A 25,115-nucleotide genomic window follows, 5' to 3' on the forward strand; every position below is an offset into this window, starting at 1 on the left:
TTCATGAACGATTCGCTGCCGCTTCCATCGGGCCTGCTGAAGGTCTATGCCGCCTGCGCGAAGTGGTCCCTGTGGCTCCTGGCAGCCGCCTGGCTGCTGCTCGCGCTGGGCTGGGGTGCCCTGCACGCGTGGATTGTGCCGCGAATCGGCGAGCTGCGTCCGCAGCTGGAAGCGCAGGCCTCGCGGGCGCTGGGGGTGCCGGTGCGCATCGGTGCGCTGAGCGCCAGCCGCCAGGGGCTGGTGCCCTCGCTGCAGCTCGAATCGGTGGTGCTGCTCGACCCGCAGGGCCGCGAGGCGCTGCGCCTGCCGCGGGTGGTGGCGGCGTTGTCGCCGCGCTCGCTGTGGAACCTGGGGTTCGACCAGCTGTACATCGAGCGGCCGGTGCTGGACGTGCGCCGCTCCGCCGACGGGCATGTCTGGGTCGCCGGACTGGACCTCTCGCGCGGCGCCCAGGGCGGCGACGGCAGTGCCGCCGACTGGGTGTTCCGCCAGGGCGAGTTCGTGATCCGCGGCGGCACCCTGCGCTGGACCGACGAGATGCGCGGCGCGCCGCCGCTGGAGCTGGCCGATGTCGACGTGGTGGTGCGCAACAGCGGCCGCCGCCATGACCTGCGCGTCGATGCCACGCCGCCGCCGGCCTGGGGCGAGCGCTTCACGATGCAGGGCATGTTCCGCCAGCCGCTGCTGTCCACCCACGCCGGCCGCTGGCAGGAGTGGGACGGCCAGATCCATGCCGACCTGCGCCGGGTCGACCTGGGCCAGCTGCGCCGGCACGCGACGCTGGGCGAATTCGAGCTGCACGGCGGCCACGGCGCGTTGCGGGCCTGGGCCGACGTCCAGAACGGGCAGCTGACCGGCGCCACGGTGGACATTTCGGCGGCCGACGTGTCGACCACGCTGGCGCCCGGGCTGCAGCCGTTGGCGCTGGCCATGCTGGCCGGCCGCCTGTCCGGCAAGCGGCTGGCGGGCGGCTTCGAGGCGCAGGCGCGCCAGTTGCAGTTCACCACCGCCGACGGCCAGCACTGGCCGGCCGGCGACGCCTTCGTCTCCTGGGTCGAGCCCGGCCCGCGCCGCGCCGGTGCCGGCGAGCTGCGCGCCGACCGCCTCGACCTGTGGGCGCTCGGCCAGCTGGCCGGCCGGCTGCCGCTGGGCGAGGCCACCCACGCCGTCCTGGCCCGCCATGCGCCGCAGGGCGTGCTGCAGGCGCTGCAGGTGCGCTGGCAAGGCGACTGGCAGGCGCCGCAGAAATACCAGGCCAAGGGCCGGGTGGCCGGCCTGCACGTGGCGGCGCAACCGGCGGCCGGCACCCCCGGCGTGCGCAACCTGGGCGGCGATTTCGATTTCGACGAAACCGGCGGCAAGGCCCGGCTGGCCATCCAGGGCGGCGCGCTGGAGCTGCCCGGCGTGTTCGAGGACCCGCTGCTGCCGCTCGAGCGGCTCAGCGCCGATGCCCAGTGGCAGCTCAAGGGCGAGCGCATCAGCTTCACCGCCAGCAACCTGAAGTTCGCCAACGCCGACGCCCAGGGCGAAGGCCAGGCGAGCTGGCGCACCGGCGACGATCCGGCGCACCGCTTCCCGGGCGTGCTGGACCTGCAGGCCAGCCTGGCGCAGGCCAACGGCGCGCGGGTCTGGCGCTACCTGCCGCTGGGCGTGCCGAAGGAAGCGCGCGACTACGTGCGCGAATCGGTGGTCCAGGCCCAGGTCACCGACGGCCGCTTCCGGGTGCGCGGCGACCTGCGCGGCTTCCCGTTCGACCGCGCACCGGGCGAGTTCCACATCACCGGCCAGGTGAAGAACGCCACCTACGCGTTCGCGCCGAAGAACGTGGTCAAGGGCAGCGGCCCGGCCTGGCCGGCACTGACGCAGCTGTCGGGCCGGCTGGTGTTCGACCGCGCTGGCATGCGGGTGGAGGAGGTCGACGGCCGCTTCGCCAACGCGGCCGCGCTGCGGGTGAAGGCGACCGCCGAGATCCCGGACCTGTCCCACACCACGGTCGGCGTGCGGGGCGAGATCCGGGGTCCGCTGGGCGACGCGCTGGCGCTGGTGCAGCGCTCGCCGGTGGCGGCGCTCACCCAGGATGCGCTGGCCCAGGCCAGCGGCTCGGGGCCGGCCGACGTCAAGCTGCAGCTGTCGCTGCCGATCGACCAGATCGACCGCAGCAAGGTGCAGGGCACCGTCACCTTCGCCGGCAACGACCTGCAGATGACGCCGGAGACGCCGCTGCTGCAGCGCGCGCGCGGCGCCGTGACCTTCAGCGAGCGCGGTTTCGCGCTGGTCGGCACCCAGGCCCGGGCCCTGGGCGGCGAGGTCCGCATCGAGGGCGGCAGCCGCAGCGGCGCCAACGAGCCGCTGGTCCTGATCCGGGCCCAGGGCACCGCCACCGCCGAGGGCCTGCGCCAGGCGCGCGAGCTGGGCTTCGTCTCGCGCCTGGCCAGCCAGGCCAGCGGCTCCTCGCCATACGCCGTGACGCTGGCGTTCCGGCGCGGCACGCCCGAGGTGCTGGTCACCAGCAGCCTGCAGGGGCTGGCGCTCGACCTGCCGGCGCCGCTGTCGAAGGCGGCCGATGCGGCCATGCCGCTGCGCTACGAGACCGCGCTGCTGCGCGATGCGCCCGCCGGGGCGCTGCACGACCGGCTGTCGGTGGAGATCGGCCGCGTCGCCGCCGTCCAGTACGTGCGCGACGTCGCCGGCGACGAGCCGCGGGTGCTGCGCGGCGCCGTCGCCATCGGGTTGCCGGCGGGCGAGACCGCCGCCCTGCCGGACCAGGGCGTGATGGCCAACGTGCGGCTGGGCGCCACCAGCGTCGATGCCTGGCAGCGCGTGCTGGGCGACGCGCCGGGCGCCGCGCCGGCTGCCGGTGGGTCGCCGGCGCAGCGGGCCAGCCGCGGCTCGTCCGCCGCCCAGGGCTATCTGCCGACCCTGATCGCGGTGCGCGCCAGCCAGCTCACGGTGGAGGGGCGCACGCTGCACAACGTGGTGGTCGGCGGCTCGCGCGAGGGCCCGCTGTGGCGCGGCAACGTCGATGCGGACGAATTGAGCGGCTACCTCGAGTACCGGCAGCCGGCCGGGGCCGGCGCCGGGCGCGTCCATGCGCGACTGGCGCGGCTGTCCATCGCGGCGGCGCAGGCCAGCGCGGTGGAGACCCTGCTGGGCGACCAGACCGCCAGCATCCCGGCGCTGGACGTGGTGGTCGACGACTTCGAGCTGCGCGGGCGCAAGCTCGGGCGGCTGGAGATCGACGCTGTCAACCGCGGCGGCGCCGCCGTGGCGCGCGAAGGCGGGGTGCGCGAGTGGCGTCTGAACAAGCTCTCGCTGGCCATGCCGGAGGCGGAGTTCAGCGCCACCGGCAACTGGGCGGCCATCGATGCCCAGGCCGGGCCGCGCCCGGCGCGCGCCGCGCCGGAGCGGCGCCGCACGGTGATGAATTTCCGGCTCGACATCCGCGATGCCGGCCAGCTGCTCACGCGCTTCGGGATGAAGGACGTGGTGCGGCGCGGCGACGGCCGCATGGAAGGCCAGGTCGCCTGGGTCGGCTCGCCGCTGGCGCTCGACTACCCGAGCCTGCAGGGCGCCTTCCACGTCAACGTGCAGGGCGGCCAGTTCCTCAAGGCCGACCCGGGGCTGGCCAAGCTGCTGGGCGTGCTGAGCCTGCAATCGCTGCCGCGGCGGCTGGCGCTCGACTTCCGCGACGTCTTCAGCCAGGGCTTCTCGTTCGACTTCCTGCGCGGCGACATCACCGTCCAGCAGGGGGTGGCATCCACCAACAACCTGCAGATGAAGGGCGTCAACGCCGCCGTGCTGATGGAGGGCAGCGCCGACCTCGCCCGCGAGACCCAGGACCTGCGGGTGGTGGTGGTGCCCGAGATCAACGCCGGCACCGCCTCGCTGGTGGCGGCGGCGATCAACCCGGCGATCGGGCTGGGCACCTTCCTGGCCCAGGTGTTCCTGCGCGAGCCGCTGGCGCGCGCCGCCACCCAGCAGTTCCAGATCGACGGCAGCTGGTCCGACCCGCGGGTGACCAAGCTGGCGCGCCAGCAGTCCGGCGCAGCGGGAGCCGCGGCCGGGGCCGAAGCCGGTTCGGCGCCGGCCCGGCCCGCCGCGGGCGCGTCCGCGGAGAAGGAGGCCAGCCGATGAAGGTCGCTGCGCTGCAGATGGTGTCCGGCACCGGGCTGGAGGACAACCTGGCGGCCGCCCGCCGCCTGATCGGCCAGGCCGCGGCCCAGGGCTGCGAGCTGGTGGTGCTGCCCGAGTACTTCTGCCTGATGGGCCACAAGGACACCGACAAGCTCGCCTGGCGCGAGCAGCCGGGCCAAGGGCCGATCCAGGACTTCCTGGCCGCAGCCGCGCGCGAGCATGGCCTTTGGCTGGTGGGCGGCACGCTGCCGCTGGTGGCGGGCGACGAGCAGCACGTGCGCAACACCAGCCTGGCGTTCTCGCCGGCCGGCGAGTGCGTGGCGCGCTACGACAAGATCCACCTGTTCTGGTTCGACGACGGCCAGGTGAGCTTCGACGAGGCGCGCGTGATCGAGCCCGGCCGCGAGCCGGTGGCCTTCGAGCTGCGCGCGCGCGACGGCCAGTGCTGGCGCGTCGGCCTGTCGGTCTGCTACGACCTGCGCTTCCCCGAGCTGTACCGCGCCCTGCGCGCCGACATCCTGCTGGTGCCCAGCGCCTTCACCTTCGTCACCGGCCAGGCGCACTGGGAGGCGCTGCTGCGCGCCCGCGCGATCGAGAACCTGGCCTGGGTGGTGGCGCCGGCCCAGGGCGGGCGGCACGAGAACGGCCGCCGCACCTGGGGCCACAGCCTGCTGGTCGATGCCTGGGGCCAGGTGGCCGCCTGCCGCGCCGAGGAGGGCGAAGGCCTGGCGGTGGCCGAACTCGATGCGCAGCGGCTGCGCGACTGGCGCCGCCGCTTGCCGGCGCTGGCGCACCGCGTGCTATGAGCACGCCCGACCGACGGCGCTCGCCCCTGCGCAGGCGCAAGAACCAGGAGCAACCCGCGAAGCGGGCCGGATCGCAGGAGGCTTCGCGATGAGCGAGACCGCGGGCGCCGGCAACGCGCCGCCGCAGCCCCGGGCCGCCGGCCTGCCGCGCTGGGGGCTGTGGGTGCTGCTGGTCGCGCTGGTGGCGATCCTGCTGAGCACCCTGGTCTGGCTGGCCGGCCGCTACGAGGCCAGCCAGCTGCAGTCGCGGCTGGAGCGCGACGCCGCCGAGGCGGTCAGCGACCTGCGCTCGGGCCTGACCCGCAACGTGCAGTCGCTGCAGGCGCTGCAGGCCGGCCCCCCGAGCCCGCAGCGCTGGATCGCAGACGCGCAGCTGCTGCTGCACGAGCGGCGCGAGCTGCTGCGCATCGAGTGGCGCAACGAGCTGCTGCAGGTGCAGGCCTTCGCCGAAACCCCTTACCGGCGCGTGCCGGCGTTCGTCCGCACCGGCCGCGACGATGCGCAGGTTCACGTGGTGCTGGCCTGCGCCAATGCGGAACGCGTCAGCGGCCCCGGCTACGGCATCAGCTATTTCCTGCCGCAGCCCGACGGGCAGGGGCTGGAGGTGATGGAGCTGTGCCTGCCCCAGGTCAGCGGCGGCGAGCCGACCGGCTTCGTGATCGCCACCTATGCGCTCGGGCAGATGCTGTCCTCGCTGGTGGGCCCGCAGCTCACGCGGGGCCAGGACGTGTCGTTCACCGAGGCCGACGGCACCCGGCTGGCCATGCACGGCGGCCTGAGGCGCGGCACCCGGATGTTCACCGCCCAGCAGCTGCTCGACCTGCCGGGCAATCCGCTGGTGCTGCGCATGGACGACTGGCGCGCCGAGCCGGACCTGTTCCCGAACGTGCTGACGGCGCTGGTGACGACGATGTCGATCGCGCTGCTGTCGGTGCTGTTCCTGCTGGGCAAGGACATGCGCCGGCGCCTGCAGGCGGAGCACGACCTGGCCGAGGCGCTGGCGTTCCGCAAGGCGATGGAGGATTCGCTGGTCACCGGGCTGCGCGCGCGCGACCTGGCCGGGCGCATCACCTACGTCAATCCGGCGTTCTGCGCCATGGTCGGCTTCTCGGCCGAGGAGCTGCTCGGCCACGGCACGCCGGCGCCCTACTGGCCGCCGGAGCGGGCCGGCGAGTACCAGCAGCGCCAGGAGGTGCGGCTGGCCGGCCGCCACGTGCCGCCGCGCGAGGGTTTCGAGTCGGTGTTCATGCGCAAGGACGGCTCGCGCTTCCCGGTGCTGATCATCGAGGCGCCGCTGATCAACGCGCAAGGCGTGCAGACCGGCTGGATGAGCGCCTTCCTCGACATCAGCGAGCAGCGCCGGGTCGAGGAGCTCTCGCGCGCCAGCCAGGAGCGGCTGCAGGCCACCGCCCGGCTGGCCACCGTGGGCGAGATGGCGTCGCTGCTGTCGCACGAGCTGAACCAGCCGCTGGCGGCGATCTCCAGCTATGCCACCGGCTCGCTCAACCTGCTGTCCTCGGGCGGCGGCGGCGCGCCGGCGCCGGCCGACCTGCAGCTGGCGCTGCGCCGCATCGCCGAGCAGGCCGAGCGCGCCGGCAAGGTGATCAAGAGCGTGCACGATTTCATCCGCCGGCGCGAGCAGGCGCGCGAGCCGGTGGCCCCGCGCGCCCTGATCGACGCCGTGATGCCGCTGGTGACGCTGCAGGCGCGCAAGCTCGGGGTGCGGGTGGAAACGCGGATCGAACCCGGACTGCCGCCGGTGCTGTGCGACCGCACGATGGTCGAACAGGTGCTGCTGAACCTGGCGCGCAACGCCATGCAGGCGATGGACGAGGCCGGCGTGGCCCGCCCCTCGCTGCTGCTGCAGGTGCGCTGGGCCAAGGCGGGCGATGGCGCCGCCCAGGGCTGGCTGGCGTTCTCGGTGGCCGACCAGGGGCCCGGCATTCCGGCGCCGGTGCGCGAGCGCCTGTTCACGCCCTTCTTCACCACCAAGGCCGAAGGCATGGGCCTGGGCCTGTCGATGTGCCGCACGGTGATCGAGCAGCACGGGGGCTCGCTCGCCTACGAGTCCAACCGGCCGCGCGGTACCATTTTCCGCTTCACCTTGCCGACCGCCGCCGCCGAGCCCGCCGCCCCCAGCGGCAGCCGCGCCGCCACCACCGCCTGAATGCAGCCCGCTCCCGATGCCACCGTTTTCATCGTCGACGACGACGAGAGCGTGCGCGAGGCCCTGGCCTGGCTGCTGCGCACCCGCCAGTTGCCGAGCGAACGCTTCGCGACCGCCGAGGAGTTCGAGGGCATGCTGGCGCGCGGCTACCTGCCCACCGAGCCGTGCTGCCTGCTGCTGGACGTGCGCATGCCGGGCATGAGCGGGCTGGCGCTGTTCGACCGCATCGCCGAGCGCGGGCTGGTCGACCTGATGCCGGTGATCTTCCTGACCGGCCATGCCGACGTGCCGACCGCCGTCGACATGGTCAAGCGCGGCGCCTTCGATTTCTGCGAGAAGCCGTTCTCCGACAACGCGCTGGTCGACCGCGTCGAGCAGGCGCTGCAGCGCTCGGCCCAGGTGCTGGCGCAGCGCCGCGAGCGCAGCCGGCTGACCGCGCGGCTGGCCGAGCTGACCGAGCGCGAGCGCGACGTCATGCACCTGGTGGCGCGCGGCCTGCCCAACAAGCTGATCGCCGACCAGCTGGCGATCAGCGTGCGCACGGTGGAAGTGCACCGCTCGCGCGTGTTCGACAAGATGGAGGTGAAGTCGGCGGTGGAGCTGGCCAACCTGCTGCGCGACCGCGAATGACCCGGTGCCGATGACGATCGGCCCGGTCTGCGCTCAGCCGTCCTTCGGCCGGTCTTCCTCGCGCGGCGGCTCGCCCCGGGGCCGGCCGGAGAACATGGTCCACCACACGATCAGCACCAGCACGGCCAGCGCGAGCAGGGCTTCCAGCAGAATCAGCAGCATGAGACGAACCTGGACATGGGCGGCCATTGTAGGAATGCTGGCCGGCTGCGCCTCGGTGCCGCTGCCGGAACCGGCGCCGGTGCCGGCAGCGCCGCCGCCCGCTGCCGTGGCCCCGCCGGCGGCCGACGAGCCGGTGGCCGGCGCGCCGCTGCTGCGCGGCAAGAGCCGCTGGCAGCCGGTGGCCTGGAGCGAGCTGCCGGGCTTCGGCCAGGACACCCTGCACGAGGCCTGGAACGCCTGGCTGCGCAGCTGCGAGCGGCCGCCGCCGGCGTTCGCGCCGCTGTGCCCGCAGGTGCGCCAGCTGTCGATCGCCGGCGCCGACGAGCAGCTCGAGTGGATGCGCCGGCACCTGCAGCCCTACCGGGTCGAGCCGCTGCAGGGCCCGGCCGAAGGCCTGCTCACCGCCTACTACGAGCCGCTGCTGGAAGGCTCGCGCCAGCCGACGGCCCGGCACGCGGTGCCGCTGTACCGGCCGCCCGCGAGCTTGTCCTCGCGCCGGCCCTGGTACACGCGGCAGGAGATCGACACGCTGCCGGAAGCCAAGGCGCAGCTGCGCGGGCGCGAGATCGCCTGGCTGGCCGATCCGCTGGATGCGCTGGTGCTGCAGATCCAGGGTTCGGGCCGGCTGCGCGTCACGGAGGCGGACGGCAGCCAGCGCCTGGTGCGGCTGGCCTTTGCCGGCAGCAACGAGCAGCCCTATCGCAGCGTGGGCGGCTGGCTGCTGCAGCAGGGTGCGCTGCGCGACGCCTCGTGGCCCGGCATCAAGGCCTGGGCGCGCGACAACCCGCAGCGGCTGCAGGAGATGCTGTGGAGCAACCCGCGCACCGTGTTCTTCCGCGAAGAGCCGCTGGACGAACTGGACGCCGGCTTCGGCCCGCGCGGGGCGCAGGGCGTGGCGCTGACGCCGGGGCGCTCGATCGCGGTGGACAAGGACAGCATCCCCTATGGCACGCCGGTCTGGCTGGCCTCCAGCGGCCCGACCGTGCAGCTGCAGCGCCTGGTGCTGGCGCAGGACACCGGCAGCGCCATCGTGGGTGCCGTGCGGGCCGACTGGTTCGCCGGCTGGGGCCCGGAGGCGGGCGAACTGGCGGGGCGGCTCAAGCAGCCGCTGCAGATGTGGGCGCTGTGGCCGCGATGACGCGCGGCGCCTTGATCGCCGCGGCGGCGCTGCTGGCCGCCTGCGCGGCCCTGGAGCCGGCGCCGCCCGCGCCGGTGGCCCCGCAGCCGGCGGCGCTGCCCGCCGCCGATGCGCCGGACGGACCGGACGTGCTGCGCTTGCAGTGCGATGGCGGCCTGCAGCTGCGCCTGCGGGTGCGGCAGGACGAGGTGCAGGTCGACGGCCTGCCCGGCGGCCGCGAGGTGCTGCTGCGCGACGCCGGCGGCGTGACCGACCGGCAGAGCGTCTACTCCAACGAGCACGTGCGCGCCGAGTTCGGCCTCGGCGCGCAGGCGAGCGAAGCGGTCGTGCACCTGCTGCAGCCACAGCCGCATGACCTGAACTGCCGGCGCGACTAGCCCCATGGCCGACGCCGTTCCCGCCCAAGCCCCAGCCACTGGCGGCCCCGCAGGACCGATGCCGTCGAACCCGGATTTCGCGCACTGGCTGGCGCACAAGTCCTGGAAGCAGGGCGTGCGCTTCTGCAAGGTCGCCGCGCTGCTGGTGCCGGTCGTCGCGCTGGCGGTGGACGGCCCGATGCTGTTCGATCCGCTGCGCCGCGGCGATCCGTCCTGGCTGGCCATGGCGCTGTGGCACATCGCGGCCGAGGTCCTGTGCCTGGCCGCCGTCTGGATCGACCGCACCCCGCTCGCGCAACGCCGGACATCGGCCTGCCTGACGGCGCTGGCGGCCGGCCTGCTGCTGCTGACCACCGTGATCGCCATCATCAACTGGACGATCGTGGGCGACCTGTCGATGTTCGCGCTGGGGGCGGTGTTCGTGGCGACGGTGCTGAACACGCCGCGCCCGGTGCGGCGGCCGCTCTACTTCGTCGGCGTGGCCCTGATCTTCGGCTTCATCGTGTTCCGCGTGCCGGACGCGCAGGCGCTGATCAACGCCATGGTGAACCCGGTCTCGATCGCGATCGTGGCGGTCCAGCTGGATAAGTACACCTTCGAGCGCAACCTGGAGCTGTTCGCCGAACGGCAGCGGGCCGAGCACGAGCGCGCCCGCGCCGACAAGGTGCTCTACAACGTGCTGCCCGCGTCGATCGCCGACGAACTGAAGGCCAACGAACGGGTCGATGCGGTCCGCTTCGACAGCATGGGGGTGCTGTTCGCCGACCTGGTGGGGTTCACCAGCTATTCGAGTTCGCTGCCGCCGCAGTCGGTGGTGAAGGTGCTGGACGACATCTTCTCCCGCTTCGACCACCTGGTGGACCGGCACGCGCTGGAGAAGATCAAGACCATCGGCGACGCCTACATGGCCGTCTCCCAGCGGCGCACTGCCGATCTGGCGGCGCTGGCGCTCGACATGCTGCGGGCCATCGATGAGTACAACGCCGCGCACGGCACCGCGTTCCGCCTGCGCATCGGGCTGCACGTCGGCCCGGCGGTGGCGGGCGTGATCGGCGTCAAGCGCTTCCTCTACGACGTCTGGGGCGACACGGTCAACGTCGCCAGCCGGATGGAGTCGGCCGGCGAGCCGGGCCGCGTGCACGTCACCGATGCCGTGCGCCACGAACTGCAGGACCTGTTCCAGTTCGAGGAGCGCGGCGGCATCGAGGTCAAGGGCAAGGGCCGGATGACGACCTGGTTCCTGACCGGGCCCGTCGCCCCCGCGCGCGGCGCGGCGGCCGTGGCCCAGGCGGTGGGCTGAGCGGGCGCCGCCCGCGCCGACACGCGACCGTCATCGCACTGCCACGGCCGCGTCATGGGCCGCACCTAGTCTTCGGGGCACCCATCGCAGTACCCGAAAGACACCGAACATGAATACCAGCCCCCGCCCCGAGCGCACGGCCCTTGCCGGCTCCGACGCCGAGAACTGCAACACCAGCGCCAACCCCGCCTTCGGCGACGTGCTCGAGGCGCGCCTGTCGCGCCGCAACGCCCTGCGCCTGAGCGTGGGCTCGGCCGGCGCCGCCGTGCTCGGCACAGTCGGCCTGTCGGCCTGCGGCGGCGGCGGCGACGCCGCACCGCCCGCGTCGGTGCCGCTGGCGCTGAACTTCGCCGCGGTGCCCAAGAGCACCGCCGATGCCGTATCGGTGCCGGCCGGCTACACCGCCGCCGTGCTGTTCGCGCTGGGCGACCCGATCGCCGCCGCAACGCCGGACTACCGCAACGACGGCACCGACGGCGACTTCGACAACCGCGCCGGCGACCACCACGACGGCATGGAGTACTTCGGCCTGAACGCGACCGGCACCGCCCGCGATGCGGCCGGCTCCACCCGCGGCCTGCTGGTGCAGAACCACGAGGCGACCAGCCACGCCGGCGCCCGCGCCGGCTTTCCGACCGAATATGCCTCCACCTACGTGCACGCCAACGGCGGCACCAACACCTTGCCGCGCCCGGCCGCGGAAGTCGACAAGGAAGTGGCGCTGCACGGCCTGTCCATCATCGAGGTGAGCCGGAACGCCGGCCGCTTCAGCTACGACAAGGCCTCGGCCTACAACCGGCGCGTGACGCCGCTGACGGCGATGCGCATCAGCGGGCCGGCCCGCGGCCACGCGCTGATGAAGACGAAGCACTCGGTCGCCGGCACCGACGCCCGTGGCACCCTGAACAACTGCGGCACCGGCACCACCCCCTGGGGCACCTTCCTGACCGGCGAGGAGAACTTCGCCGGCTACTTCACCCGCAGCGCCACCGACAACGCCGACCGCGCCGCCGCCGGCGACGCCCGCAGCGTGGTGTCGCTCAACCGCTATGGCCGCAGCCAGGGCGCCGCCAGCCGCCATGCCTGGGAAACCGGCGGGCCGGCCGACGCCTACGCGCGCTGGAACATCAGCGCGCTGGCCGGCCAGCCGGCCGACGGCAGCGGCGACTACCGCAACGAGCTCAACACCTTCGGCTGGGTGGTCGAGATGGACCCCTACGACAAGGCCCAGGCCATCCGCAAGCGCACCGCGCTTGGCCGCTTTGCCCACGAGAGCGCCACCTTCGGCCTGCGCACCGCCGGCAAGCCGCTGGCGGTGTACATGGGCGACGATTCGCGCGGCGAGTACATCTACAAGTTCGTGTCGGCCGCCGCCTGGAGCGAGGCCGATGCCAACCCGGCCAACCGCATCACCACCGGCGACAAGTACCTGGACAGCGGCAGGCTGTACGTGGCGAAGTTCAACGCCGACGGCAGCGGCGACTGGATCGAGCTGGACATCGCCAACGCCGCCATCGCCGGCTACGCCACCTACGCCTTCGCCGACCAGGCCGACGTGCTGGTCAACGCCCGGCTCGCGGCCGACGCCGTCGGCGCCACCAAGATGGACCGCCCCGAGTGGTGCGCCGTCCACCCGGTCACCGGCGAGATCTACTACACGCTGACCAACAACAGCAACCGCAAGGTCGAGCCCACCGGCTCGCAGATGGCGGTGGACGCCGCCAACCCGCGCGCCTACAGCGACAGCTACGGCGGCGGCGCCCCGGGCGCGCCCGGCAACATCCACGGCCACATCATCCGCATGAAGGAAGCCGGCGGCGAAGGCGCGGCGACCCGGTTCAGCTGGGACGTCTACCTGTTCGGCGCCGAGGCCGGCGCCGACGCGGCCCGCGTCAACCTGTCGGCGCTGACCGCCGAGCAGGACTTCTCGTCGCCCGACGGCCTGTGGTTCAGCCCCAAGACCGGCCTGTGCTTCATCCAGACCGACGACGGCGCCTACACCGACGTGAGCAACTGCATGATGCTGGCCGGCATTCCGGGCCAGGTGGGCGACGGCGCGGTGGTGCCGCTGGAGTACACCAAGGCCGACGCCAGCAAGCTGGTGGTGAACGCCCGGGTCGGCGCCAAGCCCACTGCCGCCACCCTGCGCCGCTTCCTGGTCGGCCCGGTCGACTGCGAGATCACCGGCATCACCGAGACGCCCGATGGCAAGGCGCTGTTCGTCAACATCCAGCACCCCGGCGAGTCGATCCTGCAGGCCGACATCGCTGACCCGAGCCGCTACACCAGCCACTGGCCGGGCAACGCCGGCTACGGCGCCGGCGGCGCCAACGCCCGTCCGCGCTCGGCCACCATCGTGATCACGCGCGACGACGGCGGCGTGATCGGGGTCAGCGGCGACCGGTTCCTGAACAACAATTGAGCGCCGGGCCGGCTCAGCCCGGCTTCAGGTGCGCCAGCGGCCAGGCGCTGCTGGCCTTGACCTCCCCCAGCGAAAAGCTGGTGTGGAGGTCTTTGACGTTGGGCAGGTTGATCAGCACCTGGCGCGCCAGCTGCGAGAAGGCGTCCAGGTCGCGCGCCACCACCTGCAGCTCGAAGGTGCCGGCGCCGCTGATGTAGTGGCAGGACACGATCTCGGGGATCCGGCGGATCGCCTCTTCCATCTCGCGCGTGCGCTCGCCGGTGTTGCGGTCGGCATCCAGCCGCACGAAGGCCAGCACGCCCAGGCCGATCTTGTGGCGGTCGATCTCGGCGTGGTAGCCCCTGATGTAGCCGGCCTCCTCCAGCGCCCGCACCCGGCGCCAGCAGGGCGCGGCCGACAGGCCCACGCGTTGCGCCAGCTCGGCGTTGGTCAGGCGGGCGTCGGCCTGGAGTTCTTCCAGGATGCGCAGGTCGAACTTGTCGAGTCTTTCCATGATCGGCTAGTTTGAGAAAGAAGCTTTCCGATCCTAGCTGCTGGTGAGCATCAAAAGCAAAGACATATCTGCGCCTGCGCCCTACACTGTGCCGCTGTTGCCGATAGAGCCTGGAGACAAGCCGAAGTGAACGCCCCCCTGCCCGAACACATTCGCAAGGCGCTCGAAACCGTCACCCTGGACGACAAATATTCGCTCGACTACGGGCGTGCCTTCATGAGCGGGGTGCAGGCGCTGGTCAAGCTGCCGATGCTGCAGCGCCAGCGCGATGCGCTGGCCGGCAAGAACACCGCCGGCTTCATCAGCGGCTACCGCGGCTCGCCGCTGGGCGGCTACGACCAGGCGCTGTGGAAGGCCAAGGACTTCCTGCAGGCCCAGCACATCGTGTTCCAGCCCGGCGTCAACGAGGAGCTGGCCGCCACCGCGATCTGGGGCACCCAGCAGCTGGGCTTCGCGCCGCAGGCGCCGCAGAAGTTCGACGGCGTGTTCGGCATCTGGTACGGCAAGGGCCCGGGGGTGGACCGCTGCTCGGACGTCTTCAAGCACGCCAACATGGCCGGCACCACGCCCTGGGGCGGCGTCATCGCGGTGGCCGGCGACGACCACGTCGCCAAGAGCTCCACCGCCGCCCACCAGAGCGACCACATCTTCAAGGCCTGCGGCCTGCCGGTGTTCTTTCCGACCTCGGTGCAGGAAATCCTGGACCTGGGCGTGCACGCCTTCGCCATGAGCCGCTACTCGGGCGTGTGGGCCGGCATGAAGACGATCCAGGAGATCGTCGAGTCCAGCGCCACCGCCCTGATCGACCCCGAGCGGGTGCAGGTGCGGCTGCCGCAGGATTTCGCGATGCCGCCGGGCGGCGTGCACATCCGCTGGCCCGACAGCGCGCTCGAGCAGGAAGCGCGGCTGTTCGACTACAAGTGGTACGCGGCCCTGGCCTACGTGCGCGCCAACCGCCTGAACCACAACGTGATCGAGGGGCCGAACGACCGGCTGGGCCTGATCGCCAGCGGCAAGGCCTACAACGACACCCGCCAGGCGCTGGCCGACCTGGGCCTGGACGAGGCCGAATGCCGGCGCCTGGGTATCCGGCTGCACAAGGTGGCCGTGGTGTGGCCGCTGGAGGCGCAGACCGCGCGCGAGTTCGCCACCGGCCTGCGCGAGATCCTGGTGGTGGAGGAAAAGCGCCAGGTGATCGAGTACCAGCTCAAGGAGGAGCTGTACAACTGGCGCGACGACGTGCGGCCCAACGTGGTCGGCAAGTTCGACGAGGGCCAGGACGGCTTTGCCGGCGGCGAGTGGTCGCGCGCCAACCCCACCGCCAACACCCTGCTGCGCGCCAACGCCGACCTGTCGCCGGCGCTGATCGCCCGTGCCATCGCGCGCCGGCTGCGCAAGCTGGGGCTGGACGCCAACACCAGCGTGCGCATCGATTCGAAGCTGGCGATCCTGGAGGCCAAGGAGCAGGCCATGCAGGCGCTGGAGGTCAAGGGCGACCGCGCGCCCTGGTTCTGTTCGGGCTGCCCGCACAACACCTCGACCGTGGTGCCCGAGGGTTCGCGCGCCATGGCCGGCATCGGCTGCCACTTCATGGCGACCTGGATGGACCGCGCGACGGTCGGCTTCACCCAGATGGGCGGCGAGGGCGTGCCCTGGGTCGGCCAGCAGCCGTTCACCAACGAAAAGCACGTGTTCGCCAACCTGGGCGACGGCACCTACTTCCACAGCGGCCTGCTGGCGATCCGCCAGTCGATCGCCGCCGGCGTCAACATCACCTACAAGGTCCTGTACAACGACGCGGTCGCCATGACCGGCGGCCAGCAGGTGGGCGAGCGGCCGGAGGGCCACTCGGTGCTGCAGATCGCGCAGTCGCTGGTGGCCGAGGGCGTGAGCAAGCTGGTGGTGGTGACCGACCAGCCGGAGAAGTACACGGTGGCCAAGCTGCCGCCGGGCGTGGGCGTCGAGCACCGCGACGAGCTGGACCGCCTCCAGCGCGAGTTCCGCGCCATCCCCGGCTGCACCGCCATCATCTATGACCAGACCTGCGCCACCGAGAAGCGGCGCCGCCGCAAGCGCGGCACGATGGTCGACCCGGCCGTGCGGGTGGTGATCAACGACCTGGTGTGCGAGGGCTGCGGCGACTGCAGCGTGCAGAGCAACTGCCTGTCGGTCGAGCCGCTGGAGACCGAGTTCGGGCGCAAGCGCACGATCAACCAGAGCACCTGCAACAAGGACACCAGCTGCCTGAAGGGCTTCTGCCCCAGCTTCGTCACCGTCGAGGGCGGCAAGCTCAAGTCCAAGGCGAAGGCCAAGGCCGCTTCGCCCTACGAGCTGGGCGAACTGCCCGAGCCGGCGCTGCCGCCGATCGACGGCGCCTGGGGCATCGTGGTGGCCGGCGTCGGCGGCACCGGCGTGATCACCATCGGCCAGCTGCTGGGCATGGCCGGCCACATCGAAGGCAAGGGCATCGTCACCCAGGACGCCGCCGGGCTGGCACAAAAGGGCGGCGCCACCTGGAGCCACGTGCTGATCGGCAACCGGCCGGACGACATCCACACCACCCGGGTCGGCATGGCGGCCGCCGACCTGGTCATCGGCTGCGACCCGATCGTCACCGCTGGCAAGGAAACCGTGCTGCGGATGCGCCAGGGCCGCACCCACGTGGCGCTGAATTCGCACGGCGCGCCGACGGCGGCTTTCGTCAGGAACGCCGGCTGGTCCAACCCGGCCGACGCTTGCGCGGCGGAGGTCGCCAAGGCGGTCGGTGCAGAGGCGCTGGGCGCCTTCAATGCCGACGCCGCTGCCACCCAGCTGATGGGCGACAGCATCTACACCAACCCGCTGATGCTGGGCTACGCCTGGCAGAAGGGCTGGATCCCGCTCGGCCGGGAGGCACTGCTGCGCGCGATCGAGCTCAACGGCGTGGCGGTGGACAACAACAAGGCGGCGTTCGAGTGGGGCCGCCGCGCCGCCCACGACCCCAAGCAGGTGCAGCAGCTGCTGGCGCCGGCCCAGGTGATCGAGTTCAGGAAGCGCGAGACGCTGGACTCGCTGGTGGCGCGCCGGGTCGAATTCCTGACCGCCTACCAGAACGCCGCCTATGCCGCGCAGTACCAGGCCTTCGTCGAGCAGGTGCGCGCGGTCGAGGCGCCGCTGGGAAAGACCGCGCTGGCCGAGACGGTGGCGCGCTACCTGTTCAAGCTGATGGCCTACAAGGACGAGTACGAGGTGGCGCGGCTGCATACCGAGACCGGCTTCCAGGAGCGCATCGCGGCCCAGTTCGAGGGCGACTACAAGGTGCACTTCCACCTGGCTCCGCCCTTGCTGGCCAAGCGCAATGCCAACGGCGAGCTGGTCAAGCGCAAGTACGGACCGGGCATGCTGCTGGGCTTCAGGGTGCTGGCGAAGCTGCGCGGCCTGCGCGGCACGCCGCTCGACCTCTTCGGCCGCACCGAAGAGCGCCGCAGCGAGCGCGCGCTGATCGGCGAGTACCGCCGCAGCATCGAGCAGGTGCTGGCGCGGCTGGACGCGGATCGCCACGCACTGGCGCTGGAGATCGCCGCCCTCCCCGAGCAGATCAAGGGCTACGGCCACGTGAAGGAGCGCAACCTGGCCGCCGCGCGGCAGCGCTGGGCCGGGCTGATGCAGCGCTGGGATGCGGCATCGGCGCAGCGCCAGGCCGCCTGAGTCGCGCCGCTGCGGCCGGCACGCCGGCAGCGCCGGGCGCCTCCCCCCACCGCCGGGCGCGTCCCGGGCACCGAAGGGCGTAGCGCCCCCGTCTTACAATCCCACGCTTGCGCACCCGGGCGCAGCCCAGCGGCTGCGCCCGGGTGCGCTCTGCCAAAGAACGCCTTTTTGCTGGAGCCCCCGTGTTCATTTCCTCCGCCTTTGCCCAGACCGCCCCGGCCACCGGCGGCGACATGCAGTCCTCCCTGATGAGCATGCTGCCGCTGGTGCTGATGTTCGTGGTGCTGTACTTCGTCATGATCCGGCCCCAGATGAAGCGCCAGAAGGAGCACCGCTCGATGATCGAGGCGCTGGCCAAGGGCGACGAAGTCGCCACCGCCGGCGGCGTGCTGGGCCGCGTCACCCGCCTGGGCGAGACCTATATCACCGTCGAGGTCGCCAGCGGCGTCGAGATCCAGGTGCAGCGCAGTGCCGTCGTCCAGGTGCTGCCCAAGGGCACCATCAAGTAACAGCCGCACCGGCGCTGCGGCCGGGCGGGAACTCCCCGCCGGCCGCCGGCTCAAGGGTTCAGGCTCGACCATGAACAGATACCCGCTCTGGAAGTACGCGATCCTCCTGGTCGCGCTGGTGGTGGGGGTGCTCTACACCCTGCCCAATTTCTTCGGCGAGGCGCCCGCGGTGCAGGTGTCCTCGGCCCGCTCCACCGTCAAGGTGGACGCCTCCACGATGGCCCGGGTGGAGCAGGTACTGGCGGCGGCCGGCGTCCAGCCCGAGGCGGTGACGCTGGACGCCAACTCGGTCAAGGTGCGGCTGGACACCACCGACGCCCAGCTCAAGGCGCGCGACGCCATCCAGCACGCGCTGGCGCCCAACCCCGACGACGCCTCCTACGTGGTGGCGCTGAACCTGCTGTCCGACTCGCCGCGCTGGCTGTCGGCGATCGGCGCCGCCCCCATGTACCTGGGCCTGGACCTGCGCGGCGGCGTGCACTTCATGCTGCAGGTGGACATGCAGGCGGCGCTGACCCAGCGCATGGAGTCCATGGCCGGCGACCTGCGCACCCAGCTGCGCGAGGCCGGCGTGCGCCACAGCGGCATCGCCCGCAACGGCCAGCAGATCGAGGTGCGCCTGCGCGACCAGCCGACCCTGGCGGCGGCGCGGCGGGTGCTGCAGGACCAGTTCCAGGACCTGCAGGTGGCGCAAACGCAGGAAGGCAGCGACTTCAAGCTGGTCGCCAGCTTCAAGCCGGAATCCGCGCGGCGGGTGCAGGAGCAGGCGCTCAAGCAGAACATGACCACCCTGCACAACCGGATCAACGAGCTCGGCGTGGCCGAGCCGGTGATCCAGCAGCAGGGGCTGGACCGCATCGTGGTGCAGTTGCCCGGGGTGCAGGACACCGGCCGGGCCAAGAGCATCCTGGGCCGCACCGCCACGCTGGAGATGCGGCTGGTCGATGAAAGCAGCGAGGCGCGCGCCGCCGAACTGGGCACCGGGCCGGTGCCGTTCGGCTCCGAGCGGTTCCTGGAGCGCGACGGCCGCCCGGTGATCCTCAAGAAGCAGGTGATCCTGACCGGCGACAGCCTGAGCGACGCCCAGCCCGGCTTCGACCAGCAGACCCAGCAGCCCAAGGTGGACCTGACGGTCGATGCCAAGGGCGGGCGCATCATGCGCGACGTCAGCCGCGAGAACCTGAAGAAGCGGATGGCGATCCTTCTCTTCGAGAAGGGCAAGGGCGAGGTGCTGACGGCGCCGGTGATCCAGGGCGAGCTGGGCACGCGCTTCCAGATCTCCGGCAGCATGACCGTCAACGAGGCCAACGACCTGGCGCTGCTGCTGCGCGCCGGCTCGCTGGCCGCGCCGATGGAGATCATCGAGGAGCTGACCATCGGCCCCAGCCTGGGCGCCGAGAACATCAGCAAGGGCTTCCACAGCGTGGCCTGGGGCTTCGCCGCCATCGTGGCCTTCATGGCGGTGTACTACATGCTGTTCGGGGTGATCTCCGGCATCGCGCTGGCGGTCAACCTGCTGCTGCTGGTGGCCATCCTGTCGATGCTGCAGGCCACCCTCACCCTGCCCGGCATGGCCGCCATGGCGCTGACGCTGGGCATGGCGATCGACGCCAACGTGCTGGTCAACGAGCGGATCCGCGAGGAATTGCGCGGCGGCGCGGCGCCGCAGGCGGCGATCCACGCCGGCTACGACCGGGCCTGGGCCACCATCCTGGACTCCAACGTCACCAGCCTGATCGCCGGCCTGGCCTTGCTGGCGTTCGGCTCCGGGCCGGTACGCGGCTTCGCGGTGGTGCACTGCATCGGCATCCTGACCTCGATGTTCTCCGCGGTGTTCTTCTCGCGCGGGCTGGTGAACTACTGGTACGGGCGCCAGAAGAAGCTCAAGTCGGTTTCCATCGGCACGGTCTGGCGCCCGAGCCCGGACAGCGCTATAACCCGGGCGGAATAAGGCACAGCCATGGAGTTCTTCAAGATCGGCCGCGACATCCCGTTCATGCGGTATGCGCTGGTGTTCAACGTGATCTCCTTCCTCACGTTCGCACTGGCGGTGTTCTTCCTGGTCACGCGCGGGCTGCACCTGTCGGTGGAGTTCACCGGCGGCACCGTGATGCAGGTCAGCTACGCCCAGGCGGCGGACGTCGAGGGCGTGCGCAAGACGGTGGCCGACCTCGGCTACAAGGACGTGCAGGTGCAGAACTTCGGCACCGCCCGCGACGTGATGATCCGGCTGCCGGCCCAGAAGGGCGTCAGTTCGGCCCAGCAGAGCGAGCAGGTGATGACCGCGCTCAAGAACGCCGAACCCGCGGTGACGCTCAAGCGCACCGAGTTTGTCGGTCCGCAGGTGGGCGAGGAACTGGCCACCGACGGGCTGAAGGCGATGGGCATGGTGATCGTCGGCATCATCATCTACCTGGCGTTCCGCTTCGAGTGGAAGTTCGCGGTGGCGGCGATCATCGCCAACCTGCACGACGTCATCATCATCCTGGGCTTCTTTGCCTTCTTCCAGTGGGAGTTCTCGCTGTCGGTGCTGGCGGCGGTGCTGGCGGTGCTGGGCTACTCGGTCAACGAGTCGGTGGTCATCTTCGACCGGATCCGCGAGGCGTTCCGGCGCTTCCGCAAGATGAACACCCACGAGATCATCGACCACGCCATCACCGCCAACATCAGCCGCACCATCATCACCCACGGCTCGACCCAGGTGATGGTGCTGTCGATGCTGCTGTTCGGTGGCCCGACGCTGCACTACTTCTCGCTGGCCCTGACGGTCGGCATCTTGTTCGGCATCTACTCCTCGGTGTTCGTGGCTGCGGCCATCGCCATGTGGCTGGGGGTCAAGCGCGAGGACCTGGTCAAGTCCGGGCCGCGCAAGGAAGACCCCAACGACCCCAATGCGGGGGCCGTGGTCTGAGCCGGAAGTGACCCCGACCCCGCCTCCCAGCCAAAGCAGCGTCGTCGCACGCCAGGCGCGCGAGCATTTCGTCGCGCAGCTGGAAGGGGTGCTGCAGCCGCTGTCGGATGCCATCCGGGCGCGCCTGCTGGAGCTGATGGACACCGCCGCCGGCAGCCGCGAGGCCCAGGACCGGCGCGACGCGATGCTGGATTTCGAGCACCAGCGCCACGCCTGGGTCGATGCCACGGCGAGCGCCTGGCGCAAGGCGGTGGCGCCGCCCACCGCCACCGCGCGGGTCCGGCTGGAGGCGCTCGATCTCGCGCTGATGGGCGACGACGTGGTCGAGAACAAGATCCTCGCCTCGCGGCTGGCGCTGGCCGTGCTGGAGAAGGCGACCTGGGAGCTCAACGAGATCAAGGTCCGCATGGAGCATCTGGACGGCCAGGAACTGGCCAGCCACGACGTGCTGCGGGCCGAGGCGGTGGCCCAGCTGATGGTGGAGCAGTGGGGCGCCAGCGGGCTGCCGCGGCCGACCTGGGTGCAGGTGCACGAGCTGATCCACAAGCACATGATCGAGCGCATGCAGGCGGCCTACCGGTCCACCAACGAGTTGCTGGTCGCGCGCGGCGTGCTGCCCGATATCGACCTGAGCGCGCGGGTCCGGCGCGGCGCGCCGGCGCCGACTTCGCGGCCGGCGCCGGCCAGCGGCGGGAGTGCCGGTCATGGCGCGGCTGGTGGCGGTAGCGGTGGCGGCGGTAGCGGCGGCGATGCCAGGCCGGGCGGCGGTGCCGGTGCGGTTCGTGGCGCCGCTGGCGCTGGCGGTGGCGGTGGTTTTTCCGGCGGCATGGCCGGCGGCCGGCCCGGCGGCGGTGGCGGTGGCGGTTTCGGCGTTGCTTCGGGCGACGCAGCCGCCAGCGGTGCTGCCGGTTACGCCGGCACCGGCGAGGCGGCGGACGGCGGCACACTGGCGGCACCGGGTTTCGGCGGCTACGCCGGCGCCGCGAGCGCCGGCGGCGGCCGGGGCCGCGGCGGCGCGGCTTCCACCTATGGCGGTCACACGCGCGGCCTGGGCAGCGGCGTCGCCGACGAAACCCGCATGATGACGTCCAGCACGCCGCTGGCCCGCGCGCGCATGCGCGCGACCGGCGTGATCGGCCAGTTGAAGCGCCTGCTCACCGAGAAGGCCGGCTTCGACCCACGCCAGGCGGTGGCGCCGTCGCCGGCCCTGGCGGAGGCGATCAGCCAGCACGCCGGTGCGGTGGCGAGCCGGATGCAGACCCAGGCTGCCGGCCACGACACGGTGGGCGAGGTCGTGGTCTATGACGATGCCGCGGTCGAACAGGCGGTCGCCGACTTGCGCCAGCGCAGCGGCGAGCTCAAGAAGAAGGCGGCCACCACCAGCGAGAAAGCCACGATCGAGATCGTGGCGCTGATGTTCCAGGCCATCCTGGCCGAGGAGCGCATCCCGCCGGGTGTGCGGGTCTGGTTCGCGCGCCTGCAGATGCCGGTGTTGCGGCTGGCGCTGGCCGAGCCGGAGTTCTTCGGAACGCTGGAGCATCCGGCGCGGCTGCTGATCGACCGCATGGGATCGTGCGTGCTGGGCTTCAATGCCGCCACCATCGGCGGCAGCGCACTGGAGGCGGAGATCAAGCGGGTGGTGCAGGTGATCGAGCAGTACCCCGAGACCGGCCGCCGCGTGTTCCAGCTGGTCTACGACGAATTCCAGAAGTTCCTCGCCAGGTTCCTGACCGAGAAGAGCGACACCCAGCGGCTGGTGAGCATCGCCCAGCAGGTCGAGCAGAAGGAGGCGATGGCGATCCAGTACACCATCGAGCTGCGCAAGATGCTGGCCGACGTGCCGGTGCGCGAGGAGATCCGCGAGTTCCTGTTCAAGGTCTGGGCCGAGGTGCTGGCCGTGGCTGCGGTGCGCCATGGGCCGCAGCACGCGGACACGGTGGCGCTGAAGAAGTCGGCCGCCGAGCTGGTGTGGTCGGCCAGCGCCAAGCCGAACAAGGCCGAGCGCACCAAGGTGATCCAGGAGCTGCCGGCGCTGCTGCAGCGCCTGCGCCAGGGCATGGGGTTGATGGGGCTCGATGCCGCGCAGCAGGAAAAGCACATCAAGGTGATCAGCGACACCCTGGCCGATGCCTTCAGGTCCAAGACCGAGGCGATCCCGCAGGGGCAGATCGATGCCATCGGCAAGCGGCTGGCGCACCTGGAGGACTTCATCAGCGACGATCCTTCGGCCGACCTGCCGCTGGACCAGGAGGCGCTGGAGATGATGCTGGGCATCGACGCCTCGATGATCGAGGTGGTGGCCGGCGGCGGCTCGCGCCCCAACGACGCCATGCTGGCCTGGGCGGCGGAACTGCAGCAGGGCACCTGGTTCACGCTGGACCACAACGGCCAGGTGCACCAGGTGCAATACGTCTGGCGCAGCCAGCGCAACCAGTTGCACCTGTTCGCCTCGTCCGACGGCCGCAGCTTCCTGCTGCAGATGCGACGCCTGGGCGCCTACCTGCAGGCCGGGCTGCTGCTGCCGGCGGAGGAAGAGGCGCTCACGGTGCGCGCCACGCGCGAGGCGCTGGCGCGGCTGGATGCGAATCCCGAACGGCTGCTTGCGTAATCCGCTTCGCTCCAACAGAAGACAAGGCCCGCAGTCGCGGGCCTTGTCCTTCAGGTTTCAGTTGCTTCGGTCTAGTGGGGGAGGCGGCCGGTGGTGTCGTCGCACAGTTCGTCGAGGATGAGCGCGTCGGGCTCCTGGCCCATGCTCCAGTAGACCATCAGCACGATGATCTTCAGGTCGTCGAGCGACACCGGGCCGCCCGGGGCGGCCATGGCGCGATCGATCACGATCTCGCGCAGGGCCGGGGGTAGCACGCCGGCCGACTCCAGGAAGCGGATGAAGCCCAGGCACTGCGCGCCCAGGTGGTCCTGTTCGGCGACCGAGTGGACCCGCAGGCTGGCGGCGGAGGCCAGGCCGGCGGTGTCGCCGGGTTCGGGCAGGTGGGTGCTCTGGGCCGCGAAGTTCAGGCCGTCGAGCCAGGTCAGGGCCTGCTGGATTTCGTCGGGTTCGAAACCATGCGCACTGAGCTTGCGTCCCAGTTGTTGCAATTCGGGGCATGCATCCCCGCGCCAGTAGTTCTCATAGACAAACACCAGCACTTCGAACATGGGACCAATATAGCCCACAGGCCGGTACCGCTGGACCGGCAGGGCCATCGCTGTTGCGCCTGCGCATCGCGCGGCGGCGTGACCGGCCGGTGTCGATTCAGCCGCGGCCGGTACGCTGGAACAGGCCGCCGGGCAGGCGCGCCACCTGGCCGGCCAGTTCCAGTTCGAGCAGTTGCGCCTGCAGGTCCGCGGCGCCGGTGCCGGTGCGCGCGATCAGCGCGTCCAGCCCGACCGGATCGAACCCCATGGCCCGCAGCAGGAACGGTTCCGGCTCCGCGGCCGCTGCCGCAGGAGATGCAGCAGTGGGCGCGCCCTGCTGCGGCGCCAGCTCCTCCAGCACGTCCTGCGCCGTCTCGACCAGCTTGGCGCCCTGGCGCAGCAGCTCGTGGCAGCCGCGCGCCTGCGGCGAGTGGATCGAGCCTGGAATCGCGAACACTTCGCGCCCCTGCTCCGCCGCCAGGCGGGCGGTGATCAGCGAGCCGGACTTCAGCGCCGCCTCCACCACCAGCGTGCCCTGGCCCAGCGCCGCGATGATGCGGTTGCGGCGCGGGAAGTTCTCGCGCAGCGGGCGCGTGCCCAGCGGGTACTCCGACACCAGCAGGCCGTGCCTTGAGATCCGGTGCGCCAGCTCGAGGTGCCGGCGCGGATAGACCCGGTCCAGGCCGGTGCCGACCACCGCGATGGTTGCCACCGCCGACGCCTGCGCGCCTTCCAGTGCGCCTTCGTGGGCCGCGCCGTCGATGCCCAGTGCCAGGCCCGACACCACCGCCAGGCCGGCCTGGGCGAAGCTGCGGGCGAACTGGCGCGCGTTGAGCGCGCCTTGCGGCGTTGGGTTGCGGCTGCCGACCACGGCGATCGCCGGCGGCCATGACCCGGTCGGCAGTCCCTGCACGTACAGCAGCAGCGGAGGGTCCTCGGTGTGCAGCAACGGCTGCGGGTAGGCCGGGTCGGCCAGGGTGAGCAGGCGCCGCGGCGCCGCCGGGTCGCTGGCCTGCAGCCAGGACCAGGTGGCCTCCACCCGCGCCTGCCACTCCGGCGGCTCGGCGCGCAGCGCCTGCACCTGCCCCGGCGAGGCCACGGTGGCGAGGGCCTCGGCCGACTGGGCGAACAGCTGTTGCGGCAGGCCGAAGGCGGCCAGCAGCCGGCGCGCGCCGGCCGGGCCGACGCCCGGCGTCATCGCCAGCCGCAGCCAGGCCGCCAGTTCGTCGCGCTCCATGGCGCGC

17 protein-coding genes are annotated in these 25,115 nt (G+C 71.8%); 13 read left to right on the forward strand and 4 right to left on the reverse strand.

Features of this window, described 5'->3' with window-relative positions:
- Positions 1-3: 3 nt before the first annotated feature.
- The 4 genes from PE066_RS11605 (at position 4) to PE066_RS11620 (ending at position 7,737) form a co-directional block, all read left to right on the forward strand.
- Complete coding sequence (locus PE066_RS11605; protein WP_271232698.1) at positions 4-4,134, forward strand: YhdP family protein; 4,131 nt, start codon at positions 4-6, stop codon at positions 4,132-4,134.
- Entirely contained in the window at positions 4,131-4,940 is an 810-nt protein-coding gene (locus tag PE066_RS11610) for a carbon-nitrogen hydrolase family protein (protein WP_271232699.1), read from the forward strand. Before PE066_RS11605 ends, PE066_RS11610 begins: the two co-directional genes overlap by 4 nt.
- Positions 4,941-5,028: 88 nt before the next feature.
- On the forward strand, positions 5,029-7,107 hold the full coding sequence (locus tag PE066_RS11615) for a two-component system sensor histidine kinase NtrB (RefSeq protein ID WP_271232700.1): 2,079 nt from the start codon (positions 5,029-5,031) through the stop codon (positions 7,105-7,107).
- The gene (locus tag PE066_RS11620) at positions 7,108-7,737 is read left to right on the forward strand and encodes a response regulator transcription factor (protein ID WP_271232701.1); all 630 of its coding nucleotides are present in this window, start codon (positions 7,108-7,110) and stop codon (positions 7,735-7,737) included.
- 33 nt (positions 7,738-7,770) lie between these two features.
- Here PE066_RS11620 and PE066_RS11625 read toward each other — a convergent pair whose 3' ends face one another.
- Positions 7,771-7,899 (reverse strand): hypothetical protein, encoded by a 129-nt coding sequence (locus PE066_RS11625; protein ID WP_271232702.1) that lies wholly within the window; start codon positions 7,897-7,899, stop codon positions 7,771-7,773.
- Between the two features lie 34 nt (positions 7,900-7,933).
- On the opposite strand from PE066_RS11625, the gene mltA reads away from it, so the two are divergent.
- The 4 genes from mltA (at position 7,934) to PE066_RS11645 (ending at position 13,136) form a co-directional block, all read left to right on the forward strand.
- Positions 7,934-9,037, forward strand: a complete 1,104-nt coding sequence (gene mltA, locus PE066_RS11630; protein WP_271232703.1) for a murein transglycosylase A — start codon at positions 7,934-7,936, stop codon at positions 9,035-9,037.
- Positions 9,025-9,414, forward strand: a complete 390-nt coding sequence (locus PE066_RS11635; RefSeq protein ID WP_271232704.1) for a hypothetical protein — start codon at positions 9,025-9,027, stop codon at positions 9,412-9,414. Before mltA ends, PE066_RS11635 begins: the two co-directional genes overlap by 13 nt.
- A 58-nt stretch (positions 9,415-9,472) precedes the next feature.
- The gene (locus tag PE066_RS11640) at positions 9,473-10,714 is read left to right on the forward strand and encodes an adenylate/guanylate cyclase domain-containing protein (RefSeq protein WP_271232705.1); all 1,242 of its coding nucleotides are present in this window, start codon (positions 9,473-9,475) and stop codon (positions 10,712-10,714) included.
- Between the two features lie 109 nt (positions 10,715-10,823).
- A complete protein-coding gene (locus PE066_RS11645; RefSeq protein WP_271232706.1) occupies positions 10,824-13,136 on the forward strand; it encodes a PhoX family protein in 2,313 nt (770 codons plus the stop codon).
- Between the two features lie 13 nt (positions 13,137-13,149).
- Here the strand turns inward: PE066_RS11645 and PE066_RS11650 are convergent, their stop codons facing one another.
- Positions 13,150-13,629 carry an Lrp/AsnC family transcriptional regulator gene (locus PE066_RS11650; RefSeq protein ID WP_271232707.1) on the reverse strand — a complete coding sequence of 160 codons (480 nt, stop codon included), beginning with the start codon at positions 13,627-13,629 and terminating at the stop codon, positions 13,150-13,152.
- Positions 13,630-13,755: 126 nt separating this feature from the next.
- Between PE066_RS11650 and PE066_RS11655 the strand changes: the two genes are divergently transcribed.
- The 5 genes from PE066_RS11655 (at position 13,756) to PE066_RS11675 (ending at position 23,344) form a co-directional block, all read left to right on the forward strand.
- The gene (locus PE066_RS11655; protein WP_271232708.1) at positions 13,756-17,316 is read left to right on the forward strand and encodes an indolepyruvate ferredoxin oxidoreductase family protein; all 3,561 of its coding nucleotides are present in this window, start codon (positions 13,756-13,758) and stop codon (positions 17,314-17,316) included.
- Positions 17,317-17,498: 182 nt separating this feature from the next.
- Positions 17,499-17,825, forward strand: a complete 327-nt coding sequence (yajC, locus tag PE066_RS11660; RefSeq protein WP_271232709.1) for a preprotein translocase subunit YajC — start codon at positions 17,499-17,501, stop codon at positions 17,823-17,825.
- A 70-nt stretch (positions 17,826-17,895) separates the two neighbouring features.
- Positions 17,896-19,776 (forward strand): protein translocase subunit SecD, encoded by a 1,881-nt coding sequence (gene secD / locus PE066_RS11665; protein WP_271232710.1) that lies wholly within the window; start codon positions 17,896-17,898, stop codon positions 19,774-19,776.
- A gap of 9 nt (positions 19,777-19,785) precedes the next feature.
- Positions 19,786-20,736 carry a protein translocase subunit SecF gene (gene secF / locus PE066_RS11670; protein ID WP_271232711.1) on the forward strand — a complete coding sequence of 317 codons (951 nt, stop codon included), beginning with the start codon at positions 19,786-19,788 and terminating at the stop codon, positions 20,734-20,736.
- Between the two features lie 7 nt (positions 20,737-20,743).
- A complete protein-coding gene (locus PE066_RS11675; RefSeq protein ID WP_271232712.1) occupies positions 20,744-23,344 on the forward strand; it encodes a DUF1631 family protein in 2,601 nt (866 codons plus the stop codon).
- 71 nt (positions 23,345-23,415) lie between these two features.
- Here PE066_RS11675 and PE066_RS11680 read toward each other — a convergent pair whose 3' ends face one another.
- Positions 23,416-23,892, reverse strand: coding sequence for a DUF494 domain-containing protein (locus tag PE066_RS11680; protein WP_271232713.1), 477 nt, complete (start codon positions 23,890-23,892; stop codon positions 23,416-23,418).
- 97 nt (positions 23,893-23,989) lie between these two features.
- The gene (gene dprA, locus PE066_RS11685) at positions 23,990-25,108 is read right to left on the reverse strand and encodes a DNA-processing protein DprA (RefSeq protein ID WP_271232714.1); all 1,119 of its coding nucleotides are present in this window, start codon (positions 25,106-25,108) and stop codon (positions 23,990-23,992) included.
- Positions 25,109-25,115: the final 7 nt, after the last annotated feature.

It is taken from the genome of Ramlibacter tataouinensis (assembly GCF_027941915.1).
In the GTDB taxonomy this organism is placed as follows: domain Bacteria; phylum Pseudomonadota; class Gammaproteobacteria; order Burkholderiales; family Burkholderiaceae_C; genus Ramlibacter; species Ramlibacter tataouinensis_C.

Coding starts and splice junctions, on each gene's coding strand:
- PE066_RS11605 (WP_271232698.1), top strand. CDS start 4: ATGAACGATTCGCTGCCGCTTCCATCGGGCCTGCTGAAGGTCTATGCC.
- PE066_RS11610 (WP_271232699.1), top strand. CDS start 4,131: ATGAAGGTCGCTGCGCTGCAGATGGTGTCCGGCACCGGGCTGGAGGAC.
- PE066_RS11615 (WP_271232700.1), top strand. CDS start 5,029: ATGAGCGAGACCGCGGGCGCCGGCAACGCGCCGCCGCAGCCCCGGGCC.
- PE066_RS11620 (WP_271232701.1), top strand. CDS start 7,108: ATGCAGCCCGCTCCCGATGCCACCGTTTTCATCGTCGACGACGACGAG.
- PE066_RS11625 (WP_271232702.1), bottom strand. CDS start 7,899: ATGCTGCTGATTCTGCTGGAAGCCCTGCTCGCGCTGGCCGTGCTGGTG.
- mltA (WP_271232703.1), top strand. CDS start 7,934: ATGCTGGCCGGCTGCGCCTCGGTGCCGCTGCCGGAACCGGCGCCGGTG.
- PE066_RS11640 (WP_271232705.1), top strand. CDS start 9,473: ATGCCGTCGAACCCGGATTTCGCGCACTGGCTGGCGCACAAGTCCTGG.
- PE066_RS11645 (WP_271232706.1), top strand. CDS start 10,824: ATGAATACCAGCCCCCGCCCCGAGCGCACGGCCCTTGCCGGCTCCGAC.
- PE066_RS11650 (WP_271232707.1), bottom strand. CDS start 13,629: ATGGAAAGACTCGACAAGTTCGACCTGCGCATCCTGGAAGAACTCCAG.
- secD (WP_271232710.1), top strand. CDS start 17,896: ATGAACAGATACCCGCTCTGGAAGTACGCGATCCTCCTGGTCGCGCTG.
- secF (WP_271232711.1), top strand. CDS start 19,786: ATGGAGTTCTTCAAGATCGGCCGCGACATCCCGTTCATGCGGTATGCG.
- PE066_RS11680 (WP_271232713.1), bottom strand. CDS start 23,892: ATGTTCGAAGTGCTGGTGTTTGTCTATGAGAACTACTGGCGCGGGGAT.
- dprA (WP_271232714.1), bottom strand. CDS start 25,108: ATGGAGCGCGACGAACTGGCGGCCTGGCTGCGGCTGGCGATGACGCCG.